The following is a 20,962-nucleotide window of genomic DNA, read 5'->3' on the forward strand; positions in this document are numbered from 1 at the left end:
AATTTTGCTACTCATCCGACCACTTATTTTTATCTATTAATGCTCCGTTTAGCTTAAAACTGTAATTAAGTTACATAAAAGTTAAATTAATACTAACCATTAGTTAAATAATGGTTTTTGCCATTTTTATACTTTTTTTACACCCCACCCGCTGATTTTTGCGAAATCTTTGCAAGCAAAAACCTACGCTCTGGTTATCACATTTATGCCACTGGAGGTGCACTGTGAGTGCAGGCGTGATAACCGGCATTGTGCTGGTCTTTTTATTATTAGGTTACCTGGTCTATGCCCTGATCAATGCGGAGGCGTTCTGATGGCGGCCCAAGGATTTTTACTCATTGCCAGTTTCTTGCTGGTGCTATTTGTCATCGCCAGACCGTTGGGATTTGGGCTGGCTCGACTGATCAACAATACGCCCCTGCCGGGTCTGGTTGGCGCGGAGCATTTACTCTGGCGCGGTCTGGGCATCTCGCAGCAGGAGATGAACTGGCGGCAGTATCTGCTGGCTATCCTTGCTCTCAATGCGCTGGGCCTGCTGGTCCTGTTTTCGATGCTAATGGCGCAAAACCTGCTGCCGCTAAATCCCCAGCAACTGCCAGGGCTTTCGTGGGATCTGGCGCTCAACACGGCGGTGAGTTTTGTCACTAATACCAACTGGCAATCCTATGCTGGCGAAACCACCTTAAGCTATTTCAGCCAGATGGCCGGGTTGACCGTGCAGAATTTCCTGTCTGCGGCGACCGGAATTGCGGTGATTTTTGCCCTGACCCGCGCTTTCACACGCCAGAGTATGAACACGCTGGGCAACGCCTGGGTCGATCTGGTTCGCATTACGCTGTGGATCCTCGTCCCTATTGCGTTGCTCATTGCCCTGTTCTTCATTCAGCAAGGTACGTTGCAAAACATATTGCCTTATCAGCCCATCACCACCCTTGAAGGGGTGAAACAGCTGCTGCCAATGGGGCCAGTCGCCTCACAGGAAGCGATTAAGATGCTCGGCACTAACGGAGGGGGATTCTTTAACGCTAACTCATCGCATCCGTTTGAAAACCCAACCGCACTGACCAATCTGGTACAGATGCTGGCTATTTTCTTAATTCCCACCGCGCTGTGTTTTGCCTTTGGTGATGTAGTGGGCGATCGTCGTCAGGGGCGGACCTTACTGTGGGCCATGTCACTGATTTTTGCAGTCTGCGTTGCCGTCGTGATGTGGGCCGAAGTTCAGGGCAACCCGCACCTGATGGCATTCGGTGCCGACAGCAATATCAACATGGAGGGCAAGGAGAGCCGCTTTGGCGTGCTGGCCACGAGTCTCTTTTCCGTCGTCACCACAGCAGCATCCTGCGGGGCTGTCGATGCGATGCATGACTCCTTTACCGCACTGGGCGGCATGGTACCTATGTGGCTGATGCAGATTGGTGAAGTGGTCTTCGGCGGTGTGGGTTCAGGTCTGTACGGCATGCTGCTGTTCGTGCTGCTGGCGGTATTTATCGCCGGGTTAATGATTGGCCGTACGCCGGAGTATCTGGGTAAGAAAATCGACGTGCGCGAAATGAAAATGACCGCGCTGGCGATTCTGGTCACCCCTACGCTGGTCCTGCTCGGGACAGCCATCGCCATGATGAGCGATGCCGGGCGCAGCGCCATGCTTAATCCAGGTCCTCACGGGTTTAGTGAAGTCCTGTATGCCGTGTCGTCTGCCTCGAACAACAACGGTAGCGCCTTTGCCGGATTAAGCGCCAATAGCCCGTTCTGGAACTGCCTGCTGGCCCTGTGCATGTTCTTCGGTCGCTTCGGCGTGATCATCCCCGTGATGGCTATTGCCGGGTCGCTGGTCAGTAAAAAGATCCAGCCAGCAAGCCCAGGCACGCTACCTACCCACGGCGCGCTGTTTGTCGGGTTGTTAATCGGTACGGTGTTACTGGTTGGCGCTCTCACCTTTGTTCCTGCCCTGGCGCTTGGCCCGGTCGCAGAATACCTGTCATTACACTGAGTGATGCGGAGCACATTACTATGAGTCGCAAGCAACTGGCGCTGTTCGAACCCTCTCTGGTCGCACAGGCGCTGATGGACGCCGTGAAAAAATTAAGCCCACATACCCAGTGGCGTAACCCGGTGATGTTTATCGTCTGGCTGGGCAGTTTGTTAACAACCCTGTTAACGGTGGCGATGGCAACAGGTCATATGAAGGGCAGCCCGTGGTTTACCGGCGCGATAAGTCTGTGGCTGTGGATTACCGTTCTGTTCGCCAACTTCGCTGAGGCGCTGGCAGAAGGTCGCAGTAAAGCTCAGGCTAACAGCCTAAAGGGAGTCAAAAAAACCGCCTTCGCCCGCAAACTTCGCGAACCCAAATACGGCGCGGCAATGGATCACGTTCCTGCCGATGATTTACGGAAAGGGGATATCGTGCTGGTGGAAGCTGGCGATATTATCCCGTGTGACGGCGAGGTCATTGAAGGTGGCGCATCAGTAGATGAAAGTGCCATTACCGGTGAATCCGCGCCTGTGATTCGTGAATCCGGTGGCGATTTCGCCTCCGTCACCGGCGGGACCCGCATCCTCTCCGACTGGCTGGTTATCGAATGCAGCGTCAACCCTGGTGAAACGTTCCTCGACCGGATGATCGCCATGGTTGAAGGCGCGCAGCGGCGTAAAACGCCCAATGAAATCGCCCTGACGATCCTGCTGATTGCCCTGACCATTATCTTTTTGCTGGCGACCGCCACGCTATGGCCGTTTTCCGCCTGGGGTGGTAGTGCGGTCAGCATCACGGTGCTGGTTGCCTTGCTTGTGTGTTTGATCCCTACAACGATAGGCGGACTGCTCTCAGCGATTGGCGTCGCCGGGATGAGCCGCATGCTGGGCGCGAATGTCATCGCTACCAGCGGACGTGCAGTAGAGGCGGCAGGTGACGTAGACGTACTGCTGCTGGATAAAACAGGCACCATTACGCTGGGTAACCGTCAGGCTTCGGATTTTCTGCCCGCCCACGGCGTGGACGAAAAAACGTTGGCCGACGCCGCACAGCTTTCATCGCTGGCCGATGAAACGCCGGAAGGCCGCAGCATCGTGATCCTGGCAAAACAGCGCTTTAATCTGCGTATTCGCGACGTGCAATCGCTGCACGCTACCTTTGTGCCGTTTACCGCCCAAAGCCGGATGAGCGGCATCAACATCGACAACCGAATGATCCGCAAAGGGTCGGTCGATGCCATTCGTCGGCACGTTGAAGCCAACGGCGGCCACTTTCCCGCCGATGTGGAGCAGAAGGTCGAAAGCGTCGCTCGCCTTGGCGCAACGCCGCTGGTGGTTGCCGAAGGCTCCCGCGTACTGGGCGTGATTGCGCTGAAAGATATCGTGAAAGGCGGGATCAAAGAACGTTTTGCCCAACTGCGCAAAATGGGGATTAAAACGGTGATGATCACCGGCGATAACCGCCTGACCGCTGCCGCGATCGCCGCTGAGGCCGGAGTGGATGACTTCTTAGCTGAAGCCACGCCGGAAGCCAAGCTGGCGCTGATTCGTCAGTATCAAGCGGAAGGTCGTCTGGTGGCAATGACCGGCGACGGAACCAATGACGCTCCTGCCCTGGCGCAGGCCGATGTTGCGGTCGCCATGAACTCGGGAACTCAGGCAGCGAAAGAAGCAGGTAACATGGTGGATCTCGATTCCAACCCCACCAAACTGATTGAAGTAGTGCACATTGGTAAACAAATGCTGATGACGCGCGGTTCGCTGACCACTTTCAGTATTGCCAACGACGTCGCGAAGTATTTCGCTATTATCCCGGCCGCCTTCGCCGCCACCTATCCGCAGCTCAATGCGCTGAACGTGATGGGACTGCATTCGCCAGACTCGGCGATCCTCAGCGCGGTTATCTTTAACGCGCTGGTTATCGTCTTTCTGATCCCGCTGGCGCTAAAAGGCGTGAGCTACAAACCTTTGTCCGCATCCGCGATGTTGCGCCGCAATTTGTGGATCTATGGTCTGGGCGGTTTGGTTGTGCCGTTTATCGGTATCAAAGCGATTGATTTACTGCTGACCCTGCTGGGTCTGGTGTGAGGTTTCAGATGAGTGGATTACGTCCTGCATTATCAACATTGATTTTCCTGATGCTTATCACCGGCGGGGCTTACCCGTTGCTGACGACCGCGCTGGGGCAGTGGTGGTTTCCCCACCAGGCTAACGGTTCGCTTCTTAGCGAAGGTCAGGTGGTTCGCGGCTCTGAGCTCATCGGGCAACATTTTACCGCTGCCGGTTATTTTCAGGGGCGTCCGTCTGCCACAGCTGAAATGCCCTATAATCCAATGGCTTCAGGCGGCAGTAATCTGGCAGCCAGCAACCCGAAACTGGATAAACAGCTGCAAAGCCGGATTGCCGCGCTGCGTGCCGCCAACCCGCAGGCCAGTCCTGCCGTCCCGGTAGAGCTGGTAACGGCTTCTTCCAGCGGGCTGGATAACAACCTGACGCCAGCCGCGGTGGCCTGGCAAATTCCCCGCGTGGCGCAGGCTCGCAACCTCAGCGTTGAAGAGGTTACGCGGTTGGTTGCACAATATACGCAAAAGCCGTTGGTCAGTTTTATCGGTCAGCCGGTGGTGAACCTGGTGGAACTTAATTTAGCGCTGGATAAGCACTGAGAAAAAGGACATGCATAACGAACCCTTACGCCCCGACCCCGATCGCCTGCTGGAGCAGACCACGGCCCCGCACCGGGGAAAACTGAAAATTTTCTTCGGTGCCTGTGCTGGCGTCGGCAAAACCTGGGCCATGCTGACAGAGGCCCAGCGACTGCGGGCGCAAGGGTTAGATGTGCTGATTGGCGTGGTGGAAACCCATGGACGCAAAGAGACCGCCGCGCTGTTGGACGGCCTCAGCATCCTGCCGCTAAAGCGACAGGCGCGTCACGGTCGCCATATCAATGAGTTCGATCTCGACGCGGCGCTGGCTCGCCGTCCGGCGCTCATTTTGATGGATGAACTGGCGCACAGTAATGCGCCAGGCTCACGGCATCCTAAGCGCTGGCAGGACATTGAAGAGCTGCTGGAAGCCGGGATTGATGTCTTTACTACCGTTAACGTGCAGCATCTGGAAAGTCTCAATGACGTGGTCAGCGGCGTTACCGGCATTCAGGTTCGTGAAACCGTACCCGACCCTTTTTTCGATGCCGCCGACGATGTGGTGCTGGTCGATCTCCCCCCCGACGATTTGCGCCAGCGCCTGAACGAAGGCAAGGTTTATATCGCCGGTCAGGCAGAAAGAGCAATTGAGCATTTCTTTCGCAAAGGTAATCTGATCGCGCTACGTGAACTGGCCCTGCGCCGCACGGCTGATCGGGTAGACGATCAGATGCGCGCCTGGCGAGGACGTCCGGGAGAGGAGAAAGTCTGGCATACCCGCGACGCTATTTTACTGTGCATTGGGCACAATACCGGCAGCGAAAAACTGGTACGCGCCGCCGCACGTCTGGCGGCGCGTCTCGGCAGCGTCTGGCATGCGGTGTATGTCGAAACGCCCGCGCTGCACCGACTGCCCGAAAAACAACGCCGCGCAATTTTAAGCGCTCTGCGGCTGGCTCAGGAGTTAGGCGCAGAAACAGCCACCCTTTCCGACCCCGCCGAAGACAAAGCGGTCATCCACTATGCCCGTGAGCATAATCTGGGAAAAATTGTGCTCGGGCGTCCGACTACGCGTCGCTGGTGGCGTAGCGATTCCTTTGCCGACAAACTCGCTCATCGCGCACCGGATCTCGACCTGATGATTGTTGCGCTCGATGAGCCCCCTTCACGCCCTGTGCTGCAAACGGCTGATAGTCGCACCTTTAAGGATAAATGGCGGGTACAAATTCAGGGTTGTGTGGTTGCCGTTGCGCTGTGCGCCATTATTACGCTAATCGCCATGCAGTGGCTAATGGCCTTTGACGCCGCCAACCTGGTGATGATCTATTTATTGGGTGTGGTGGTTATCGCACTCTTTTACGGACGCTGGCCGTCAGTACTGGCAACCTTTATTAACGTCGCCAGCTTCGATCTCTTCTTTATTGCCCCACGCGGGACGCTGGCCGTTTCAGACGTTCAGTACCTGCTCACCTTTGCCGTAATGCTAACGGTAGGGCTGGTTATTGGTAATCTGACCGCCGGGGTGCGTTATCAGGCGCGGGTTGCGCGTTATCGTGAACAGCGTACGCGTCATTTGTATGAGATGTCGAAAGCGCTGGCCGTCGGTCGGAGTCAGACGGATATCGCCGCCACCAGTGAACAGTTTATCGCTTCAACGTTTCAGGCCCGCAGCCAGGTTTTACTGCCCGGTGAGAACGGTAAGCTGGCCCCGCTCACCCATCAACAGGGCATGACACCGTGGGATGACGCCATTGCCCAATGGAGCTTTGACAAAGGGCAACCGGCCGGTGCAGGCACCGACACGTTACCGGGCGTGCCGTATCAGATTTTACCGTTAAAAAGCGCCGATAAAACGCATGGGCTGCTGGTGGTCGAACCGGGAAATTTACGCCAGCTTATGATCCCCGAACAGCAACGCCTGCTGGAAACCTTCACTCTACTGGTAGCCAGTGCGCTGGAGCGCCTGACGCTGACCGCCAGCGAAGAGCAGGCGCGGTTTGCCAGCGAGCGCGAAAGCATTCGCAACGCCCTGCTCGCTGCTCTGTCCCACGATTTACGCACGCCGTTGACGGTGTTGTTCGGTCAGGCGGAAATCTTAACGCTGGATCTGGCCAGCGAGGGATCGCCGCACGCGCGCCAGGCCAGTGAGATTCGCCAGCACGTTCTGAATACTACCCGACTGGTTAATAACCTGCTGGATATGGCGCGAATTCAGTCTGGCGGCTTTAATCTTAAGAAGGAGTGGTTAACGCTGGAAGAGGTGGTCGGCAGCGCCCTGCAGATGCTGGAGCCCGGTCTCTCTGCTCCAATAAATCTGTCGTTACCTGAACCGTTAACATTGATTCACGTCGATGGTCCGCTCTTTGAACGGGTGCTGATTAACCTGCTGGAAAACGCCGTCAAATACGCGGGGCCACAGGCGCAAATCGGTATTAATGCCAGCGTCGATGGCGCACATCTGCAACTGGACGTCTGGGATAATGGGCCGGGTATTCCGTCGGGTATGGAACAGCGCGTTTTTGACAAATTTTCCCGGGGAAATAAAGAGTCATCGGTTCCCGGCGTTGGGCTGGGGCTGGCAATTTGTCAGGCTATTGTGGACGTGCACGGCGGTACTATTTCGGTCCACAATCGCGCGCAAGGAGGAGCCTGTTTTCGTGTTACACTGCCCCAGGAAATCCCCCCTGAACTTGAAGATTTTCATGAGGATATGTGACGAACGTACTGATTGTTGAAGATGAACATGCCATTCGCCGCTTTCTGCGCACTGCGCTGGAAGCCGATGGCCTGCGTGTATATGAAGCGGAAACGCTGCAACGTGGTCTGTTGGAAGCCGCCACGCGAAAACCCGATCTCATCATTCTCGATCTCGGCCTGCCGGACGGCGACGGCATTGATTTTATTCGCGACCTGCGACAATGGAGCGCGATTCCGGTGATTGTGCTTTCAGCCCGCAGTGAGGAAAGCGATAAAATTGCTGCGCTGGATGCCGGTGCCGATGACTATCTCAGTAAACCCTTTGGTATTGGCGAGCTACAGGCGAGATTGCGCGTGGCATTGCGTCGCCACGCCAGCGGTGCGTCTCCCGAACCGGTGGTACATTTTTCCAACGTCAAAGTGGATATTGCCGCGCGCCTCGTTCACCGTGGTGACGAGGAAATTCATTTGACGCCGATTGAGTTTCGTCTGTTAGCGGTTCTGCTAAATAATGCCGGGAAGGTACTGACGCAACGCCAGTTGTTAAATCAGGTTTGGGGACCAAACGCCGTCGAACACAGTCATTATCTACGTATTTATATGGGACACCTGCGCCAGAAGCTGGAACAGGACCCGGCCCGTCCGCGTCATTTTCTGACCGAAACCGGAATTGGCTATCGGTTTATGCCGTGAATTCTTATTCATTTTTTCTGATTAATTAATAAATATATTTTTCATTACTCACTCCACTGCATAATACTTATTATGCAGCCAGTAGAATATTGTAAAAAAATAATAAAATACAAATAAATAACATATAAACAACAAAACAGCATCTTGTCCCGCACTATGCATAAATGGCGACTAAATATTTTATAAACGATCGTTTTTTATTGATCTTCTTCACAGTTCATAGCCATTTCCTGGATAAAATACCCGCACCTTCCACTTATCCAGTAAAGGTAACTAAAATGGAAAATAATAGCCGTACAATGCCACATATAAGGCGAACAACGCATATTATGATGTTTGCCCACCGCAACAGTTTCGACTTTCATTTCTTTAATGCCCGTTAGTCTTCCGACTAAGGGCACTCAAGTATACAGGTCTTCCTGACTCTCTGTATCGCAGGCTAACGCCTGTATCCGCAGTGCTCTCCCTGCATAACCCTGTATTACCTGTGACCGGACCGGTTAGGGTTTATTGCATCTTCAAAAAAGCAATTTACTGATTTATTTATCAGCGGTATGACTTTGCTTTTTTTTCCGGAGTTATCAATTTCTCATTTGAGAAATTGAGGGCCTGCTATTACCTAAAAATAAAGAGATGAAAATGTCAGAATTAAAAATTGCCGTAAGCCGTTCCTGTCCTGATTGTTTTTCTACGCAGCGTTCTTGCGTAAATATCGATGAAAGTAATTTTATTGATGTTGCTGCTATCGTGTTATCCATCAATGATATTGAACGTGGAAAACTCGATGAAATTGACGCCACCGGCTATGGGATTCCTGTTTTTATCGCCACCGAAAATGAAGAACGTGTTCCATCTGAACATCTGCCGCGGATCTCAGGTGTATTCGAATGTAATGAAGCCCGTACCGCCTTTTATGGCCGGCAGTTAGAAACCGCCGCCAGCCATTATGAAACGCAGTTACGTCCGCCGTTCTTCCGTGCGCTTGTCGACTATGTCAATCAGGGTAACAGCGCCTTTGATTGTCCTGGTCATCAGGGGGGCGAGTTTTTCCGTCGCCATCCTGCGGGTAATCAGTTTGTCGAATATTTCGGCGAAACACTTTTCCGCTCCGATTTGTGTAATGCCGATGTCGCAATGGGTGATCTGCTGATTCACGAAGGCGCTCCCTGCATCGCACAACAGCACGCAGCTAAAGTTTTCAACGCGGATAAGACCTACTTTGTACTGAACGGGACCTCCTCATCGAACAAAGTGGTGCTTAACGCATTGCTCACCCCAGGCGATCTGGTGTTATTCGACCGCAACAACCACAAGTCAAACCACCACGGCGCGTTATTGCAGGCCGGGGCAACGCCGGTATATCTGGAAACCGCGCGTAACCCGTACGGCTTTATCGGCGGGATCGACGCGCACTGCTTTGAAGAAGGCTATCTACGTGAACAGGTGAGTGAAGTTGCGCCACAACGTTCGAAAGATGAGCGTCCGTTCCGTCTGGCCGTGATTCAGTTAGGTACCTACGACGGCACAATCTATAACGCCCGTCAGGTGGTGGATAAGATCGGTCATCTGTGCGACTACATCCTGTTTGACTCCGCGTGGGTTGGCTATGAGCAGTTTATTCCGATGATGGCCGATTGCTCTCCGCTGTTGCTGGATCTTAACGAAAATGACCCCGGTATTCTGGTCACCCAGTCAGTGCACAAACAACAGGCAGGCTTCTCTCAGACTTCGCAGATCCACAAAAAAGACAGCCATATTAAAGGCCAGTCTCGCTACGTGCCTCATAAACGAATGAATAACGCGTTCATGATGCACGCCTCCACCAGCCCGTTCTATCCGCTCTTTGCCGCACTGGACATCAACGCCAAAATGCATGAAGGCGTCAGCGGGCGCAACATGTGGATGGACTGCGTCGTCAACGGAATTGATACTCGTAAGTTGATCCTGGAAAACTGCCACCATATCCGCCCGTTCGTGCCGGAGATAGTAGAGGGTAAACCGTGGCAGGCTTATCCCACCGCTGAAATCGCCAGCGACCTGCGTTTCTTCCATTTTGTCCCCGGTGAACACTGGCATGCCTTTGAAGGATATGCCGAACACCAGTATTTTGTGGATCCATGCAAATTGCTGCTCACCACTCCGGGTATTAATGCGCGTAACGGCGAATACGATACCTTCGGCGTTCCGGCTACCATTCTGGCTAACTTCCTGCGCGAAAATGGTGTGGTGCCCGAAAAATGCGACCTCAACTCCATCCTGTTCCTGCTGACCCCCGCAGAGGATATGGCGAAGTTGCAGCAGCTTGTCGCCCTGCTGGTGCGTTTCGAAAAACTGCTGGAAGCCGATGCCCCGCTAGCCGAGGTTCTGCCCTCGATCTACAAGCAGCATGAAGCCCGTTACGCCGGTTACACCCTGCGCCAGCTGTGCCAGGAGATGCACGATTTGTATGCGCGTCACAACGTGAAGCAGCTACAGAAAGAGATGTTCCGTAAGGCACATTTCCCGCGCGTCAGCATGAATCCCCAGGATGCCAACTATGCATATCTGCGTGGTGAAGTTGAACTGGTGCGTCTGCCGGACGCTGAAGGTCGCATCGCGGCAGAAGGCGCGCTGCCTTATCCTCCGGGCGTGCTGTGTGTGGTTCCGGGTGAAATCTGGGGCGGTTCGGTATTACGTTACTTCAGCGCACTGGAAGAAGGAATCAATTTGCTACCGGGTTTTGCGCCTGAACTCCAGGGTGTCTACATCGAAGAACACGACGGTCGTAAACAGGTGTGGTGCTACGTGATTAAGCAACAAAGCGCGCAACACGCTCTGTTGAAAGGGGAAATGTTATGAGCAAAGCCAAATCCAACAAAATGGGCGTCGTCCAGCTCACTATCCTGACCATGGTTAATATGATGGGATCCGGAATCATCATGTTGCCCACCAAGCTTGCGGAAGTCGGTACTATCTCGATCATCTCGTGGCTGGTGACTGCTGTCGGTTCAATGGCGCTGGCCTGGGCCTTCGCAAAATGCGGTATGTTCAGCCGTAAATCTGGCGGTATGGGGGGTTACGCTGAATACGCCTTTGGCAAATCCGGTAACTTTATGGCGAACTACACTTATGGCGTTTCGCTGTTAATCGCCAACGTGGCTATCGCCATCTCCGCCGTTGGCTACGGTACCGAGCTGTTTGGCGCCACACTGACACCGGTGCAGATTGGCCTGGCAACCATTGGTGTACTGTGGATCTGTACCGTGGCTAACTTTGGCGGGGCGCGCATTACCGGGCAGATCAGCAGCATCACCGTTTGGGGCGTCATTATTCCGGTTGTCGGTTTGTGTATCATCGGCTGGTTCTGGTTCAGTCCGACGCTGTACGCTAACTCCTGGAATCCACACCACGTCCCGTTCTTCACGGCTGTCGGCTCTTCCATTGCGATGACCTTGTGGGCTTTTCTGGGTCTGGAATCGGCCTGCGCCAACGCTGAAGTGGTAGACAATCCGGAACGCAACGTGCCCATCGCCGTATTGGGCGGTACGCTGGGCGCGGCGGTGATTTACATCATCTCCACCAACGTGATAGCCGGGATTGTGCCGAATATGGATCTGGCTAACTCTACGGCGCCGTTCGGTTTAGCCTTTGCACAAATGTTCACCCCGGAAGTCGGTAAGGTGATCATGGCGCTGATGGTGATGTCCTGCTGCGGTTCACTGCTGGGCTGGCAATTCACTATCGCTCAGGTATTCAAATCGTCGGCTGATGGGGGTTACTTCCCTAAAATCTTCTCCCGCGTGACCAAAGTAGATGCGCCGGTTCAGGGGATGCTGGCTATCGTGATCATCCAGAGTGGTTTATCACTGATGACTATCAGCCCGTCACTGAACAGTCAGTTCAACGTGCTGGTCAACCTGGCGGTGGTGACGAACATCATTCCGTATATTCTGTCGATGGCCGCGCTGGTAATTATTCAAAAAATGGCGAATGTTCCGTCGTCGAAAGCGAAACCGGCAAACTTCGTGGCGTTTGTTGGCGCATTGTACAGCTTCTATGCGCTCTACTCCTCTGGCGAAGAAGCAATGCTTTATGGTTCTATCGTGACCTTCCTCGGCTGGACGCTGTATGGCCTGGTATCACCGCGTTTTGAACTGAAAAATAAGCATAGTTAAATCCTGGCATAAAAAAGCCCGGTAGCGCTAACGCTTACCGGGCCTACAAAACGCGTCAGTACAAACAAGACTTACGCGTTTTTCAGCACTTCGCTGACAATCTCAACAGCTTCTTTTTCGATCTGCTTGCGATGTTCTTCACCAAGGAAGCTCTCGCAGTAGATTTTATAAGCGTCTTCAGTACCTGACGGACGCGCAGCAAACCAGCCGTTGTCAGTCATCACCTTCAGACCGCCGATAGAAGCACCGTTACCCGGTGCCGCCGTCAGACGTGCCGTGATCGGGTCGCCCGCCAGCGTGCTGGCACTCACCATTTCCGGAGACAGCTTAGACAGCGCCGCTTTCTGCGCGGAGGTCGCGCTTGCCTGCAGGCGGTTGTAGCTTGGCGCGCCGAAGCGGGCTGCCAGTTCGTTGTAGTGCTCTTGCGGATTCTTACCAGTCACTGCGGTAATTTCTGCCGCCAGCAGGCACATGATGATGCCGTCTTTGTCGGTTGACCACGGTGTACCGTCAAAGCGCAGGAAAGAAGCGCCCGCGCTCTCTTCACCACCAAAGCCAAAGCTGCCGTCAAACAGACCGTCAACGAACCATTTAAAGCCAACCGGAACTTCGACCAGTTTACGCCCTAAATCATTCACTACGCGGTCAATCATCGCCGAAGAGACCAGCGTCTTACCAACGGCAACGTCTTTGCCCCACAGCGGACGATGCTGGAACAGGTAGTTGATCGCCACCGCCAGGTAGTGGTTCGGATTCATCAGGCCCGCCGGGGTGACGATACCGTGACGGTCGTAGTCCGGATCGTTGGCAAAGGCCAGATCGAACTTGTCACGCAGCGCCAACAGTCCCGCCATCGCGCACTCGGAGGAGCAGTCCATACGGATTGCGCCATCTTTGTCGAGATGCATAAAGCGGAAAGTCTGATCAACGTGATCGTTAACGATAGTCAGGTTCAGGTTGTAGTGCTTGGCAATACGCTTCCAGTATTCGATACCGGAACCGCCAAGCGGATCGACGCCCAGCGTCAGGCCCGCTTTCTGGATCGCCGCCATGTCGACGATGTCGGCCAGTCCTTCAACAAACGGCTGAACCAGGTCCTGCTCTTTTACATGACCAGATGCCAGCGCAGCATCCAGCGACATACGCTTCACGCCTTGCAGACCGTCAGCCAGCAGAGCGTTAGCCCTGTCTTCCACTACTTTGGTGACGTTAGTATCTGCCGGACCACCGTTTGGCGGGTTGTATTTAATGCCACCATCTTCCGGCGGGTTGTGGGATGGCGTGATCACAATGCCGTCAGCCAGCGGGCCGCCTTTTTTGTTGTGGACCAGGATAGCATTCGACACGGCAGGGGTTGGCGTAAAGCCGTTATTTTCCTGCACGATGACGTCCACGCCGTTCGCTGCCAGCACTTCCAGTACAGAGATAAAAGCCGGTTCAGACAGCGCGTGGGTATCCTTGCCCACGTAGCACGGGCCAGTGATCCCGTTTTTCGCACGTTCTTCAGCAATCGCCTGAGCGATAGCCAGAATATGCGGCTCGTTAAAACTATGACGACCTGCGCTGCCGCGATGTCCGGACGTACCGAACTTGACGGCGTGCTCAGCGTTCCCTGCTGTTGGTTTCAGTACATAGTACTGTGCCGTCAGTTGGGCGACGTTAATCAAATCACTCTGTTGCGCAGGTTGACCTGCACGGTTGTGGATTGCCATTGCCTGGTCCTTCTAATGCAAGGATTAAATTGTTCCGCAAACCTTTTCAATCAATTCCGCAGGGAATTGCATTGACTGCATGATGTGCTCAACCATGCTGCATTTACGGCCGGTATTGGTATTGGTGATCACCCAGTACGGCGTGCCTGGCACGTGTTTCGGTTTGGTTTGATTACCATTATTCAGCAGCGTCTGTTCATCTACTGCAAAATAAACGCGCGTACGCCCATGCAACGATTCCGTTGCTTCGGCGAACGCGTTTTGATCCAGTGAATAGAGTGTAGACAGCACCAGCATAAAGCGATTTACTGCTTTCTTCTGCTCCGCATATTCGTCGGACAGCAGCAGTTCACGCATCGCGCGCACTTTATCTTTTACGGGGTTAACCGGCTTCGCTTCCACGACAGCTTGCACAGCGCGGACTTCTTTTACTACCGGAGTGACAGGCTGTGATGCGGCGGAAAACTTCAACATACGCCGTAAAATGTCGGATGCGCTCTCGCCGATATGCTTGGTGTGGCTGGCAATATAGCTATAGAGTTCATCATCAACTTCAATCGTTTTCATCTTAATCCAGTGCAGTGTTTAGCTGAATACAAGTTGTTGGGGTCAACACGCGTAGTGTAAAGGCAAATCCCAACAGCGGATAGCGTCAAGCCTGGTGGCTGGCAAAACTCAGAGTAACCGTAGTTGTTGCAGCCATGTGGCAGAATGGTCAACATGATACCCTAACCCGTGAGTGTGAAAAAAAGAACTTTGCCATGAAATTGAATATCCGAGCGCAATCTGCGCAAAACCTGCACAATAATTCTCCCATCGTCCTGGTGCACGGCCTGTTTGGCAGTCTGGATAACCTGGGGATCCTGGCGCGCGATCTGGTGGCCGATCACGATATCATCCAGGTTGATATGCGAAATCATGGCCTCTCCCCGCGTTCACCTGAGATGAATTATCCGGCCATGGCGCAAGATCTGCTGGATACGCTGGACGATCAACAAATCGAAAAAGCGATCTTTATTGGTCACTCGATGGGGGGCAAAGCCGTCATGGCGTTAACCGCGCTGGCCCCTGAACGTGTCGAACGGTTGGTAGCCATCGACATTGCTCCCGTTGACTATCATGTTCGCCGTCACGATGAGATTTTTGCTGCCATTAACGCAGTGACTGATGCACAGTCCTCTTCGCGTCAGCAGGCGGCGAGCGTCATGCGCCAGCATCTGCAAGAGGAAGGCGTGATCCAGTTTCTGCTCAAATCCTTCGTGGACGGCGAATGGCGCTTTAATGTTCCCGTGCTGTGGGAGCAATATCCTCATATTGTCGGCTGGGAGACCATCCCGGCGTGGGAACACCCGGCGCTGTTTATCCCCGGTGGCAACTCACCTTATGTAACCGAAGCGTATCGCGAACAACTGCTGGCGCAATTCCCGCAGGCTCGGGCGCACGTTATTGCAGGCGCGGGCCATTGGGTGCATGCGGAAAAACCGGAGGCGGTACTGCGCGCCATCCGTCGTTATCTGAGCGAACAGGCTAACTGATTAAAAACTCAGCGTCTGCGCGTGATTACGCGCGTGGGCGTTGGCGTGTCTCCCCTGCTGATGTATTATGGCGGGCTATCCATCCGGGCAGACGCCTGGCTGATTGTTTCCCCGAAGTCACCAAGATCATGGCCAAAGAACAAACGGACCGTACGACATTAGATCTGTTCGCGCAGGAGCGTCGCCCGGGACGACCCAAAACTAATCCGCTCTCGCGTGATGAACAGTTACGTATTAACAAACGTAATCAGCTTAAACGCGATAAAGTTCGCGGGCTTAAGCGTGTCGAACTGAAACTGAACGCTGATGCTGTTGACGCTCTGAACGAGCTGGCCGAGGCGCGCAACATGAGTCGCAGTGAACTCATCGAAGAGATGCTGATGAACCAACTCAGCGCATTGCGCGGTCAGGCTTAGTCTGAATTTCTGCTCTAAATCATAAATCGTGTAGCACAGAGTGCAGTCCTGCGTGTTTGCTGTTTCCGCATGCCTGACTGTTCTGCTATGATTGCCCTTATCCGTGGGCAATGCGCCACCACCATTTCAATAAGTTTCAAGAGGTTATTTTACTCATGGCAATCACTGGCATCTTTTTCGGCAGCGACACCGGTAACACCGAAAACATCGCAAAAATGATTCAAAAACAGCTTGGTAAAGACGTTGCCGATGTACATGACATTGCAAAAAGCAGCAAAGAAGACCTCGAAGGGTATGACATTTTGCTGCTCGGCATTCCAACCTGGTACTACGGTGAAGCGCAGTGTGACTGGGACGATTTCTTCCCTACCCTCGAAGACATTGATTTTAACGGCAAACTGGTTGCATTGTTCGGCTGCGGCGACCAGGAAGATTACGCAGAATATTTCTGCGATGCGTTGGGTACAATTCGCGACATCATCGAACCGCGCGGCGCAACCATCGTTGGTCACTGGCCAACGGCGGGTTATCACTTTGAAGCGTCCAAAGGCCTGGCTGACGACGACCACTTTGTGGGTCTGGCCATTGATGAAGATCGCCAGCCTGAATTGACCGCCGAACGCGTAGAAAAATGGGTTAAGCAGATCTCTGAGGAGCTGCACCTCGACGAAATCATCAATGCCTGATTTTGTGTGGCGCAGATTTCCATCTGCGCCACATCAATAGATAAAACCAATCAAAATAATTGCTACAAATTTGTAACTTTTTCGTCTGACCCTGTACAATGGCCAGATGCCAATCGGGTATTGCACAGTGTGTTTGTCGGCGATACCACGTTTTGATTAACAATATATGCCAGAGACTTGCAGTTTTCATTTAGCCATGGCAGTTCTATAATGAATCGCATTATCTCAAGTGCAATTTCTGTCACTTCTGTTAATGAAGTGAATCGTTTAGCTACAGGACAGATTCCGCATGACTGACAACAATACCGCATTAAAGAAGGCTGGCCTGAAAGTAACGCTTCCTCGTTTAAAAATTCTGGAAGTTCTTCAGGAACCGGATAACCATCACGTCAGTGCGGAAGACTTATACAAACGTCTGATCGATATGGGTGAAGAAATTGGTCTGGCGACCGTGTATCGCGTGCTGAACCAGTTTGATGATGCCGGTATCGTGACCCGCCATAATTTTGAAGGTGGTAAATCCGTCTTCGAACTGACTCAACAGCATCATCACGATCACCTCATCTGCCTCGACTGCGGCAAAGTGGTCGAGTTCAGCGATGATTCCATCGAGGCGCGCCAGCGTGAGATTGCGGCTAAACATGGTATTCGTTTAACCAACCATAGCCTCTATCTTTACGGTCACTGCGCCGAAGGCGATTGCCGCGAAGATGAGCATGCTCACGACGGTAAATAATGTGATGCTTTCTGAAAAGCCAACCATTCGGTTGGCTTTTTTTATGGGCGTTATCACCCCTTTTCCCCTTCCCTCCACTCCTGTGTTGCTTTAATGTAAAATCAATAGTCCCTTCCCGGAGAGTCGAAATGGAACTTCGCCAGCTACGCTATTTTGTTCGCATTGTAGAAACCGGCAGCATGGGTAGCGCGGCGCTCGATCTCAATATTGGGGTTTCGGCACTCAGCCAGCAAATGTCCCGCCTGGAAAACGAACTCGCTATTCGCCTGCTGCAGCGCACCTCGCGTGGCGTGACGCCCACCAGCGCCGGACTGGCTTTTTACTCCCAGGCGCAGCTGGCGCTCCGCCACGCAGACGATGCAATCCTCGCCGCGCGAGAGTCCCGGCTTTCCGGGCACGTCAGCGTCGGTATGGCCCCCAGTACCGCTTCCGTTCTCGGCATGCCTTTTATTAACGCCATGCGGGAAAGCTATAGTGATGTCCGCCTGCATGTGGTGGAAAGCCTCTCTGGCAACCTGGAACGGATGATTAATACCCGCCAGATTGATCTGGCCGTGGTTTTTCAGAAAGAAAAGATCGTGCGCTGGAGCGCCAGACCGATTCTCGAAGAGCGCCTGTTTTTGATTGGGACTCATGCCTTACTGGCCGATATTGCCGATGACAATATTGCGCCAGCCCAGCTGGCAAGTATCCCATTGATAATGCCCAGCCCAGGCCACGGTCTGCGCGGCAGGCTGGAAGCAATTTGTCAGGAACACGCGCTGCGCATTGAGATCGCCACAGAAATTGATGGTCTGGCGCTGCTAATGCGCGCCGTTCGCAGTGGAATCGGCGCTACTCTCCAGCCCGGCGCGGCGATTTCCCATCTCGATAAAGAGACGCTAAGAGTGATCGGCGTCCATAATCCAATACTCAGTCGCCCCAACTTTCTGGTCAGCCTTTCTGATGATGAGCTCACCCCCGCGGGCCTCGCCGCCCGCGTCGTACTAACGAAAGTGATGCATCAACTGGTGGAAGCAGGAAGCTGGCCAGGCGCCATCCTTTACAATAACTAAAGCCCTCTTTAGCACTTCGTCATAGCGCCTGCACAAGCTGTGCGTATACATTTTAATTACAAATTTAACAATTAGTTAAATGGTAATGGAGTATACGATGGTTGATGTTCTGGTGATTGGCGGTGGCAATGCCGCGTTATGTGCTGCCCTAACCGCCCGTGAGCAAGGAGCTTCGGTACTCTTGCTCGAAGCGGCTCCACGGGAATGGCGCGGAGGAAATTCTCAACACACGCGTAATCTGCGCTGTATGCATGACGCGCCGCAGGATGTGCTGGTGGAAAGCTATCCTGAAGAGGAGTTCTGGCAGGATCTGCGGCGCGTCACCGAGGGAAATACTAACGAAGCCCTGGCGCGTCTGGTGATCCGCACCTCTTCACAATGCCGCGACTGGATGCGACAACACGGCGTTAATTTTCAACCTCCTCTCTCCGGTGCTTTACACGTAGCGCGAACCAACGCCTTTTTTATGGGGGGCGGGAAAGCCCTCGTGAATGCCTATTATCGCAGCGCAGAAAAGTTAGGCGTGCAAATCCGCTACAACACGCCGGTGCAGGCGCTTGAACTGCATAACGGTGAGTTTGTGGCAGCGCTGGCAGGCGAAGAGCGCATAACCGCTAAGTCCTGCGTGCTTGCCGCTGGCGGATTTGAGTCAAACCGCGAATGGCTGCGCGAAGCCTGGGGAGAAAACGCCCGCGGCGAGTGGCCTGCGGATAACTTCCTGATTCGCGGCACGCGCTTTAATCAGGGCGTACTGCTTAAATTTATGATGGATGCCGGGGCGGACATCATCGGCGAACCCTCCCAGTCACACTGCGTCGCCATTGATGCCAGAGCGCCATTATATGACGGCGGGATTTGCACCCGCGTGGACTGCGTTTCACTCGGCATAGTAGTCAACCGTGACGCAGAACGTTTTTATGATGAAGGCGAAGATTTCTGGCCCAAACGCTACGCCATTTGGGGACGCCTGGTCGCCCAACAGCCAGGACAGATTGGCTATTCCATTATCGACAGTAAAGCCATCGACCACTTTATGCCACCGGTATTCCCCGGCGCACAGGCGAATACGCTGGCGGAGTTGGCGCATCAGTTGGGGCTGGATGCCGAACGCTTTACCCACACCGTGACGGCGTACAACAACGCCTGCCAGCCAGGTCAGTTCGACCATACCGTCCTGGACAACTGCACGACGAAGAAGTTAACCCCCGCGAAAACACACTGGGCGCGACCGCTGGACCAGCCACCTTACTACGGCTATGCCCTGCGGCCAGGGATCACCTTCACCTATCTTGGGTTAAAAGTGAACGAACGCGCTGCCGTACACTTTGCCGGGCAACCAAGCCGCAACCTGTTCGTCGCCGGAGAGATGATGGCGGGCAACGTGTTGGGCAAGGGTTACACCGCTGGCGTGGGCATGTCGATCGGGACAACCTTTGGCCGCATTGCCGGAAAAGAAGCCGCGCTGGCAGCACGTAAGGAGGCACGTCATGAAGCAGCTTGAGAAACTGATCATCGAAGCACAAATTATCACCGAGCCGGAAGCAGAAGTTGAACGTGTGATGCAGGTCTGTAACGCCTGCCGCTATTGTGAAGGTTTTTGCGCCGTATTCCCGGCAATGACTCAGCGCCTGGAATTCGGTAAAGCGGATATCAATTATCTGGCTAACTTGTGCCATAACTGCGGCGCCTGCCTGCACGCGTGTCAGTATGCCCCACCCCATGAATTTGCCATCAACGTACCGAAGGCGATGGCGGAAGTGCGGCTCGAAACCTATCAGCACTACGCGCAACCCGCCGCCTTTGGCGCGCTTTATCGTCGCGCAGGCATCACCGTGACGCTGGCGCTGGTTTTCGGTCTGATCCTGTTTTTACTCCTCGCCATGAGTTTAAAGGGCTCGTTATTCCATCCTCCGCTGGCCGGGGATTTTTATCAGATTTTCCCGCATAACCTGCTCGCATGGATGTTTGGTTCGGTATTTATTCTGGCGATAGGTCTGCTGATGGCGGGTGTTCTGCGCTTCTGGCGCGAAATCTCTCCGGGTGTACCGCGTTCCGCTGAAATTGCTGAAGCCTCGCACAATGCGCTGACGCTGAAGTATCTCGATGGTGGGCATGGCAAAGGTTGTAACGAAGCAGATGATGCCTTCACCCTGATGCGCCGCCGTTTCCATCACTTCACCTTCTACGGTTTTATGCTCTGCTTTGCCGCCACCGTGGTGGCAACGGGCTATCACTACTTTGCAGGTATAGAAGCGCCCTATCCGTTCTTCAGCGTTCCGGTAATGTTGGGCACGTTGGGCGGCATTGGCCTGACTGTCGGCCCGGCTGGCTTGCTATGGCTCAATTTTAAGCGCTCACCGCTGCATGGCGACGCACGGCAAAAACCGATGGATCGCGGTTTTATTTTGCTGCTGCTCCTGACCAGTCTGACCGGTTTAGCGCTGCTGGCGGGAAGAGACACGTCCTGGATGGCTATTTTGCTCGCCATTCACCTCGGCGTGGTCATGGCGCTCTTTCTGACCATTCCTTATGGAAAATTTGCCCACGGATTTTACCGCTGCGCAGCCTTACTCAAGTGGGCGATTGAGAAACGGCGCGGCAAACAGGCGGGGGTCGCAGGCGACTAACCCGCAAACTCTTACCTCTATAAATATTATGATAA

General features: G+C 53.8%; 19 protein-coding genes. 17 read left to right on the forward strand and 2 right to left on the reverse strand.

The window, feature by feature from the left end; translation table 11 throughout:
* The first annotated feature begins 224 nt into the window (after window positions 1–224).
* The 9 genes from kdpF to potE all read left to right on the forward strand — a co-directional run bounded on the left by kdpF (window position 225) and on the right by potE (window position 12,160).
* Complete coding sequence (kdpF, locus tag HV037_RS17045; protein WP_001670793.1) at window positions 225–314, forward strand: K(+)-transporting ATPase subunit F; 90 nt, start codon at window positions 225–227, stop codon at window positions 312–314.
* Window positions 314–1,993 carry a potassium-transporting ATPase subunit KdpA gene (gene kdpA / locus HV037_RS17050; RefSeq protein ID WP_046274707.1) on the forward strand — a complete coding sequence of 560 codons (1,680 nt, stop codon included), beginning with the start codon at window positions 314–316 and terminating at the stop codon, window positions 1,991–1,993. The genes kdpF and kdpA overlap by 1 nt, the downstream gene beginning before the upstream one ends.
* Window positions 1,994–2,013: 20 nt before the next feature.
* On the forward strand, window positions 2,014–4,062 hold the full coding sequence (kdpB, locus tag HV037_RS17055; protein WP_103283628.1) for a potassium-transporting ATPase subunit KdpB: 2,049 nt from the start codon (window positions 2,014–2,016) through the stop codon (window positions 4,060–4,062).
* Window positions 4,063–4,070: 8 nt separating this feature from the next.
* Window positions 4,071–4,637, forward strand: a complete 567-nt coding sequence (gene kdpC / locus HV037_RS17060) for a potassium-transporting ATPase subunit KdpC (RefSeq protein WP_103283627.1) — start codon at window positions 4,071–4,073, stop codon at window positions 4,635–4,637.
* A 10-nt stretch (window positions 4,638–4,647) separates the two neighbouring features.
* On the forward strand, window positions 4,648–7,332 hold the full coding sequence (gene kdpD / locus HV037_RS17065; RefSeq protein WP_103283626.1) for a two-component system sensor histidine kinase KdpD: 2,685 nt from the start codon (window positions 4,648–4,650) through the stop codon (window positions 7,330–7,332).
* Window positions 7,329–8,006 (forward strand): two-component system response regulator KdpE, encoded by a 678-nt coding sequence (kdpE, locus tag HV037_RS17070; protein ID WP_049269245.1) that lies wholly within the window; start codon window positions 7,329–7,331, stop codon window positions 8,004–8,006. The genes kdpD and kdpE overlap by 4 nt, the downstream gene beginning before the upstream one ends.
* A 278-nt stretch (window positions 8,007–8,284) precedes the next feature.
* Complete coding sequence (gene speFL, locus HV037_RS17075; protein ID WP_114149115.1) at window positions 8,285–8,389, forward strand: leader peptide SpeFL; 105 nt, start codon at window positions 8,285–8,287, stop codon at window positions 8,387–8,389.
* A 256-nt stretch (window positions 8,390–8,645) separates the two neighbouring features.
* Window positions 8,646–10,844 carry an ornithine decarboxylase SpeF gene (gene speF, locus HV037_RS17080; RefSeq protein WP_047501716.1) on the forward strand — a complete coding sequence of 733 codons (2,199 nt, stop codon included), beginning with the start codon at window positions 8,646–8,648 and terminating at the stop codon, window positions 10,842–10,844.
* A complete protein-coding gene (gene potE, locus HV037_RS17085) occupies window positions 10,841–12,160 on the forward strand; it encodes a putrescine-ornithine antiporter (RefSeq protein WP_016155987.1) in 1,320 nt (439 codons plus the stop codon). The genes speF and potE overlap by 4 nt, the downstream gene beginning before the upstream one ends.
* Before the next feature lie 71 nt (window positions 12,161–12,231).
* On the opposite strand, the gene pgm is transcribed toward potE, so the two are convergent.
* Window positions 12,232–13,872, reverse strand: a complete 1,641-nt coding sequence (gene pgm, locus HV037_RS17090; RefSeq protein ID WP_016155986.1) for a phosphoglucomutase (alpha-D-glucose-1,6-bisphosphate-dependent) — start codon at window positions 13,870–13,872, stop codon at window positions 12,232–12,234.
* 24 nt (window positions 13,873–13,896) lie between these two features.
* Window positions 13,897–14,439, reverse strand: a complete 543-nt coding sequence (gene seqA, locus HV037_RS17095; RefSeq protein ID WP_103283625.1) for a replication initiation negative regulator SeqA — start codon at window positions 14,437–14,439, stop codon at window positions 13,897–13,899.
* A 194-nt stretch (window positions 14,440–14,633) separates the two neighbouring features.
* On the opposite strand from seqA, the gene ybfF reads away from it, so the two are divergent.
* The 8 genes from ybfF (at window position 14,634) to tcuB (ending at window position 20,927) form a co-directional block, all read left to right on the forward strand.
* A complete protein-coding gene (gene ybfF, locus HV037_RS17100) occupies window positions 14,634–15,407 on the forward strand; it encodes an esterase (RefSeq protein ID WP_047415163.1) in 774 nt (257 codons plus the stop codon).
* Between the two features lie 128 nt (window positions 15,408–15,535).
* Window positions 15,536–15,823 (forward strand): LexA regulated protein, encoded by a 288-nt coding sequence (gene ybfE, locus HV037_RS17105; protein ID WP_003022842.1) that lies wholly within the window; start codon window positions 15,536–15,538, stop codon window positions 15,821–15,823.
* Window positions 15,824–15,978: 155 nt separating this feature from the next.
* On the forward strand, window positions 15,979–16,509 hold the full coding sequence (gene fldA, locus HV037_RS17110; protein WP_003022839.1) for a flavodoxin FldA: 531 nt from the start codon (window positions 15,979–15,981) through the stop codon (window positions 16,507–16,509).
* A gap of 210 nt (window positions 16,510–16,719) precedes the next feature.
* Complete coding sequence (locus HV037_RS17115; protein ID WP_049259739.1) at window positions 16,720–16,806, forward strand: ryhB-regulated fur leader peptide; 87 nt, start codon at window positions 16,720–16,722, stop codon at window positions 16,804–16,806.
* Entirely contained in the window at window positions 16,799–17,245 is a 447-nt protein-coding gene (gene fur, locus HV037_RS17120; protein WP_003022836.1) for a ferric iron uptake transcriptional regulator, read from the forward strand. The genes HV037_RS17115 and fur overlap by 8 nt, the downstream gene beginning before the upstream one ends.
* Window positions 17,246–17,373: 128 nt before the next feature.
* Window positions 17,374–18,300 (forward strand): tricarballylate utilization LysR family transcriptional regulator TcuR, encoded by a 927-nt coding sequence (tcuR, locus tag HV037_RS17125; RefSeq protein ID WP_016155984.1) that lies wholly within the window; start codon window positions 17,374–17,376, stop codon window positions 18,298–18,300.
* Between the two features lie 97 nt (window positions 18,301–18,397).
* Window positions 18,398–19,801: an FAD-dependent tricarballylate dehydrogenase TcuA gene (tcuA, locus tag HV037_RS17130; protein WP_103283624.1), complete on the forward strand. Its 1,404-nt coding sequence runs from the start codon at window positions 18,398–18,400 to the stop codon at window positions 19,799–19,801.
* The gene (gene tcuB / locus HV037_RS17135; RefSeq protein ID WP_101699818.1) at window positions 19,788–20,927 is read left to right on the forward strand and encodes a tricarballylate utilization 4Fe-4S protein TcuB; all 1,140 of its coding nucleotides are present in this window, start codon (window positions 19,788–19,790) and stop codon (window positions 20,925–20,927) included. The genes tcuA and tcuB overlap by 14 nt, the downstream gene beginning before the upstream one ends.
* Window positions 20,928–20,962: the final 35 nt, after the last annotated feature.

Source organism: Citrobacter sp. RHBSTW-00017 (genome assembly GCF_013797615.1).
In the GTDB taxonomy this organism is placed as follows: domain Bacteria; phylum Pseudomonadota; class Gammaproteobacteria; order Enterobacterales; family Enterobacteriaceae; genus Citrobacter; species Citrobacter braakii.

Excerpts from the sequence above, each read along its gene's own strand:
- kdpA (WP_046274707.1), top strand. The coding sequence starts at position 314 with ATGGCGGCCCAAGGATTTTTACTCATTGCCAGTTTCTTGCTGGTGCTA.
- kdpB (WP_103283628.1), top strand. The coding sequence starts at position 2,014 with ATGAGTCGCAAGCAACTGGCGCTGTTCGAACCCTCTCTGGTCGCACAG.
- kdpC (WP_103283627.1), top strand. The coding sequence starts at position 4,071 with ATGAGTGGATTACGTCCTGCATTATCAACATTGATTTTCCTGATGCTT.
- kdpD (WP_103283626.1), top strand. The coding sequence starts at position 4,648 with ATGCATAACGAACCCTTACGCCCCGACCCCGATCGCCTGCTGGAGCAG.
- speFL (WP_114149115.1), top strand. The coding sequence starts at position 8,285 with ATGGAAAATAATAGCCGTACAATGCCACATATAAGGCGAACAACGCAT.
- speF (WP_047501716.1), top strand. The coding sequence starts at position 8,646 with ATGTCAGAATTAAAAATTGCCGTAAGCCGTTCCTGTCCTGATTGTTTT.
- potE (WP_016155987.1), top strand. The coding sequence starts at position 10,841 with ATGAGCAAAGCCAAATCCAACAAAATGGGCGTCGTCCAGCTCACTATC.
- pgm (WP_016155986.1), bottom strand. The coding sequence starts at position 13,872 with ATGGCAATCCACAACCGTGCAGGTCAACCTGCGCAACAGAGTGATTTG.
- seqA (WP_103283625.1), bottom strand. The coding sequence starts at position 14,439 with ATGAAAACGATTGAAGTTGATGATGAACTCTATAGCTATATTGCCAGC.
- ybfF (WP_047415163.1), top strand. The coding sequence starts at position 14,634 with ATGAAATTGAATATCCGAGCGCAATCTGCGCAAAACCTGCACAATAAT.
- ybfE (WP_003022842.1), top strand. The coding sequence starts at position 15,536 with ATGGCCAAAGAACAAACGGACCGTACGACATTAGATCTGTTCGCGCAG.
- fldA (WP_003022839.1), top strand. The coding sequence starts at position 15,979 with ATGGCAATCACTGGCATCTTTTTCGGCAGCGACACCGGTAACACCGAA.
- HV037_RS17115 (WP_049259739.1), top strand. The coding sequence starts at position 16,720 with ATGAATCGCATTATCTCAAGTGCAATTTCTGTCACTTCTGTTAATGAA.
- fur (WP_003022836.1), top strand. The coding sequence starts at position 16,799 with ATGACTGACAACAATACCGCATTAAAGAAGGCTGGCCTGAAAGTAACG.
- tcuR (WP_016155984.1), top strand. The coding sequence starts at position 17,374 with ATGGAACTTCGCCAGCTACGCTATTTTGTTCGCATTGTAGAAACCGGC.
- tcuA (WP_103283624.1), top strand. The coding sequence starts at position 18,398 with ATGGTTGATGTTCTGGTGATTGGCGGTGGCAATGCCGCGTTATGTGCT.
- tcuB (WP_101699818.1), top strand. The coding sequence starts at position 19,788 with ATGAAGCAGCTTGAGAAACTGATCATCGAAGCACAAATTATCACCGAG.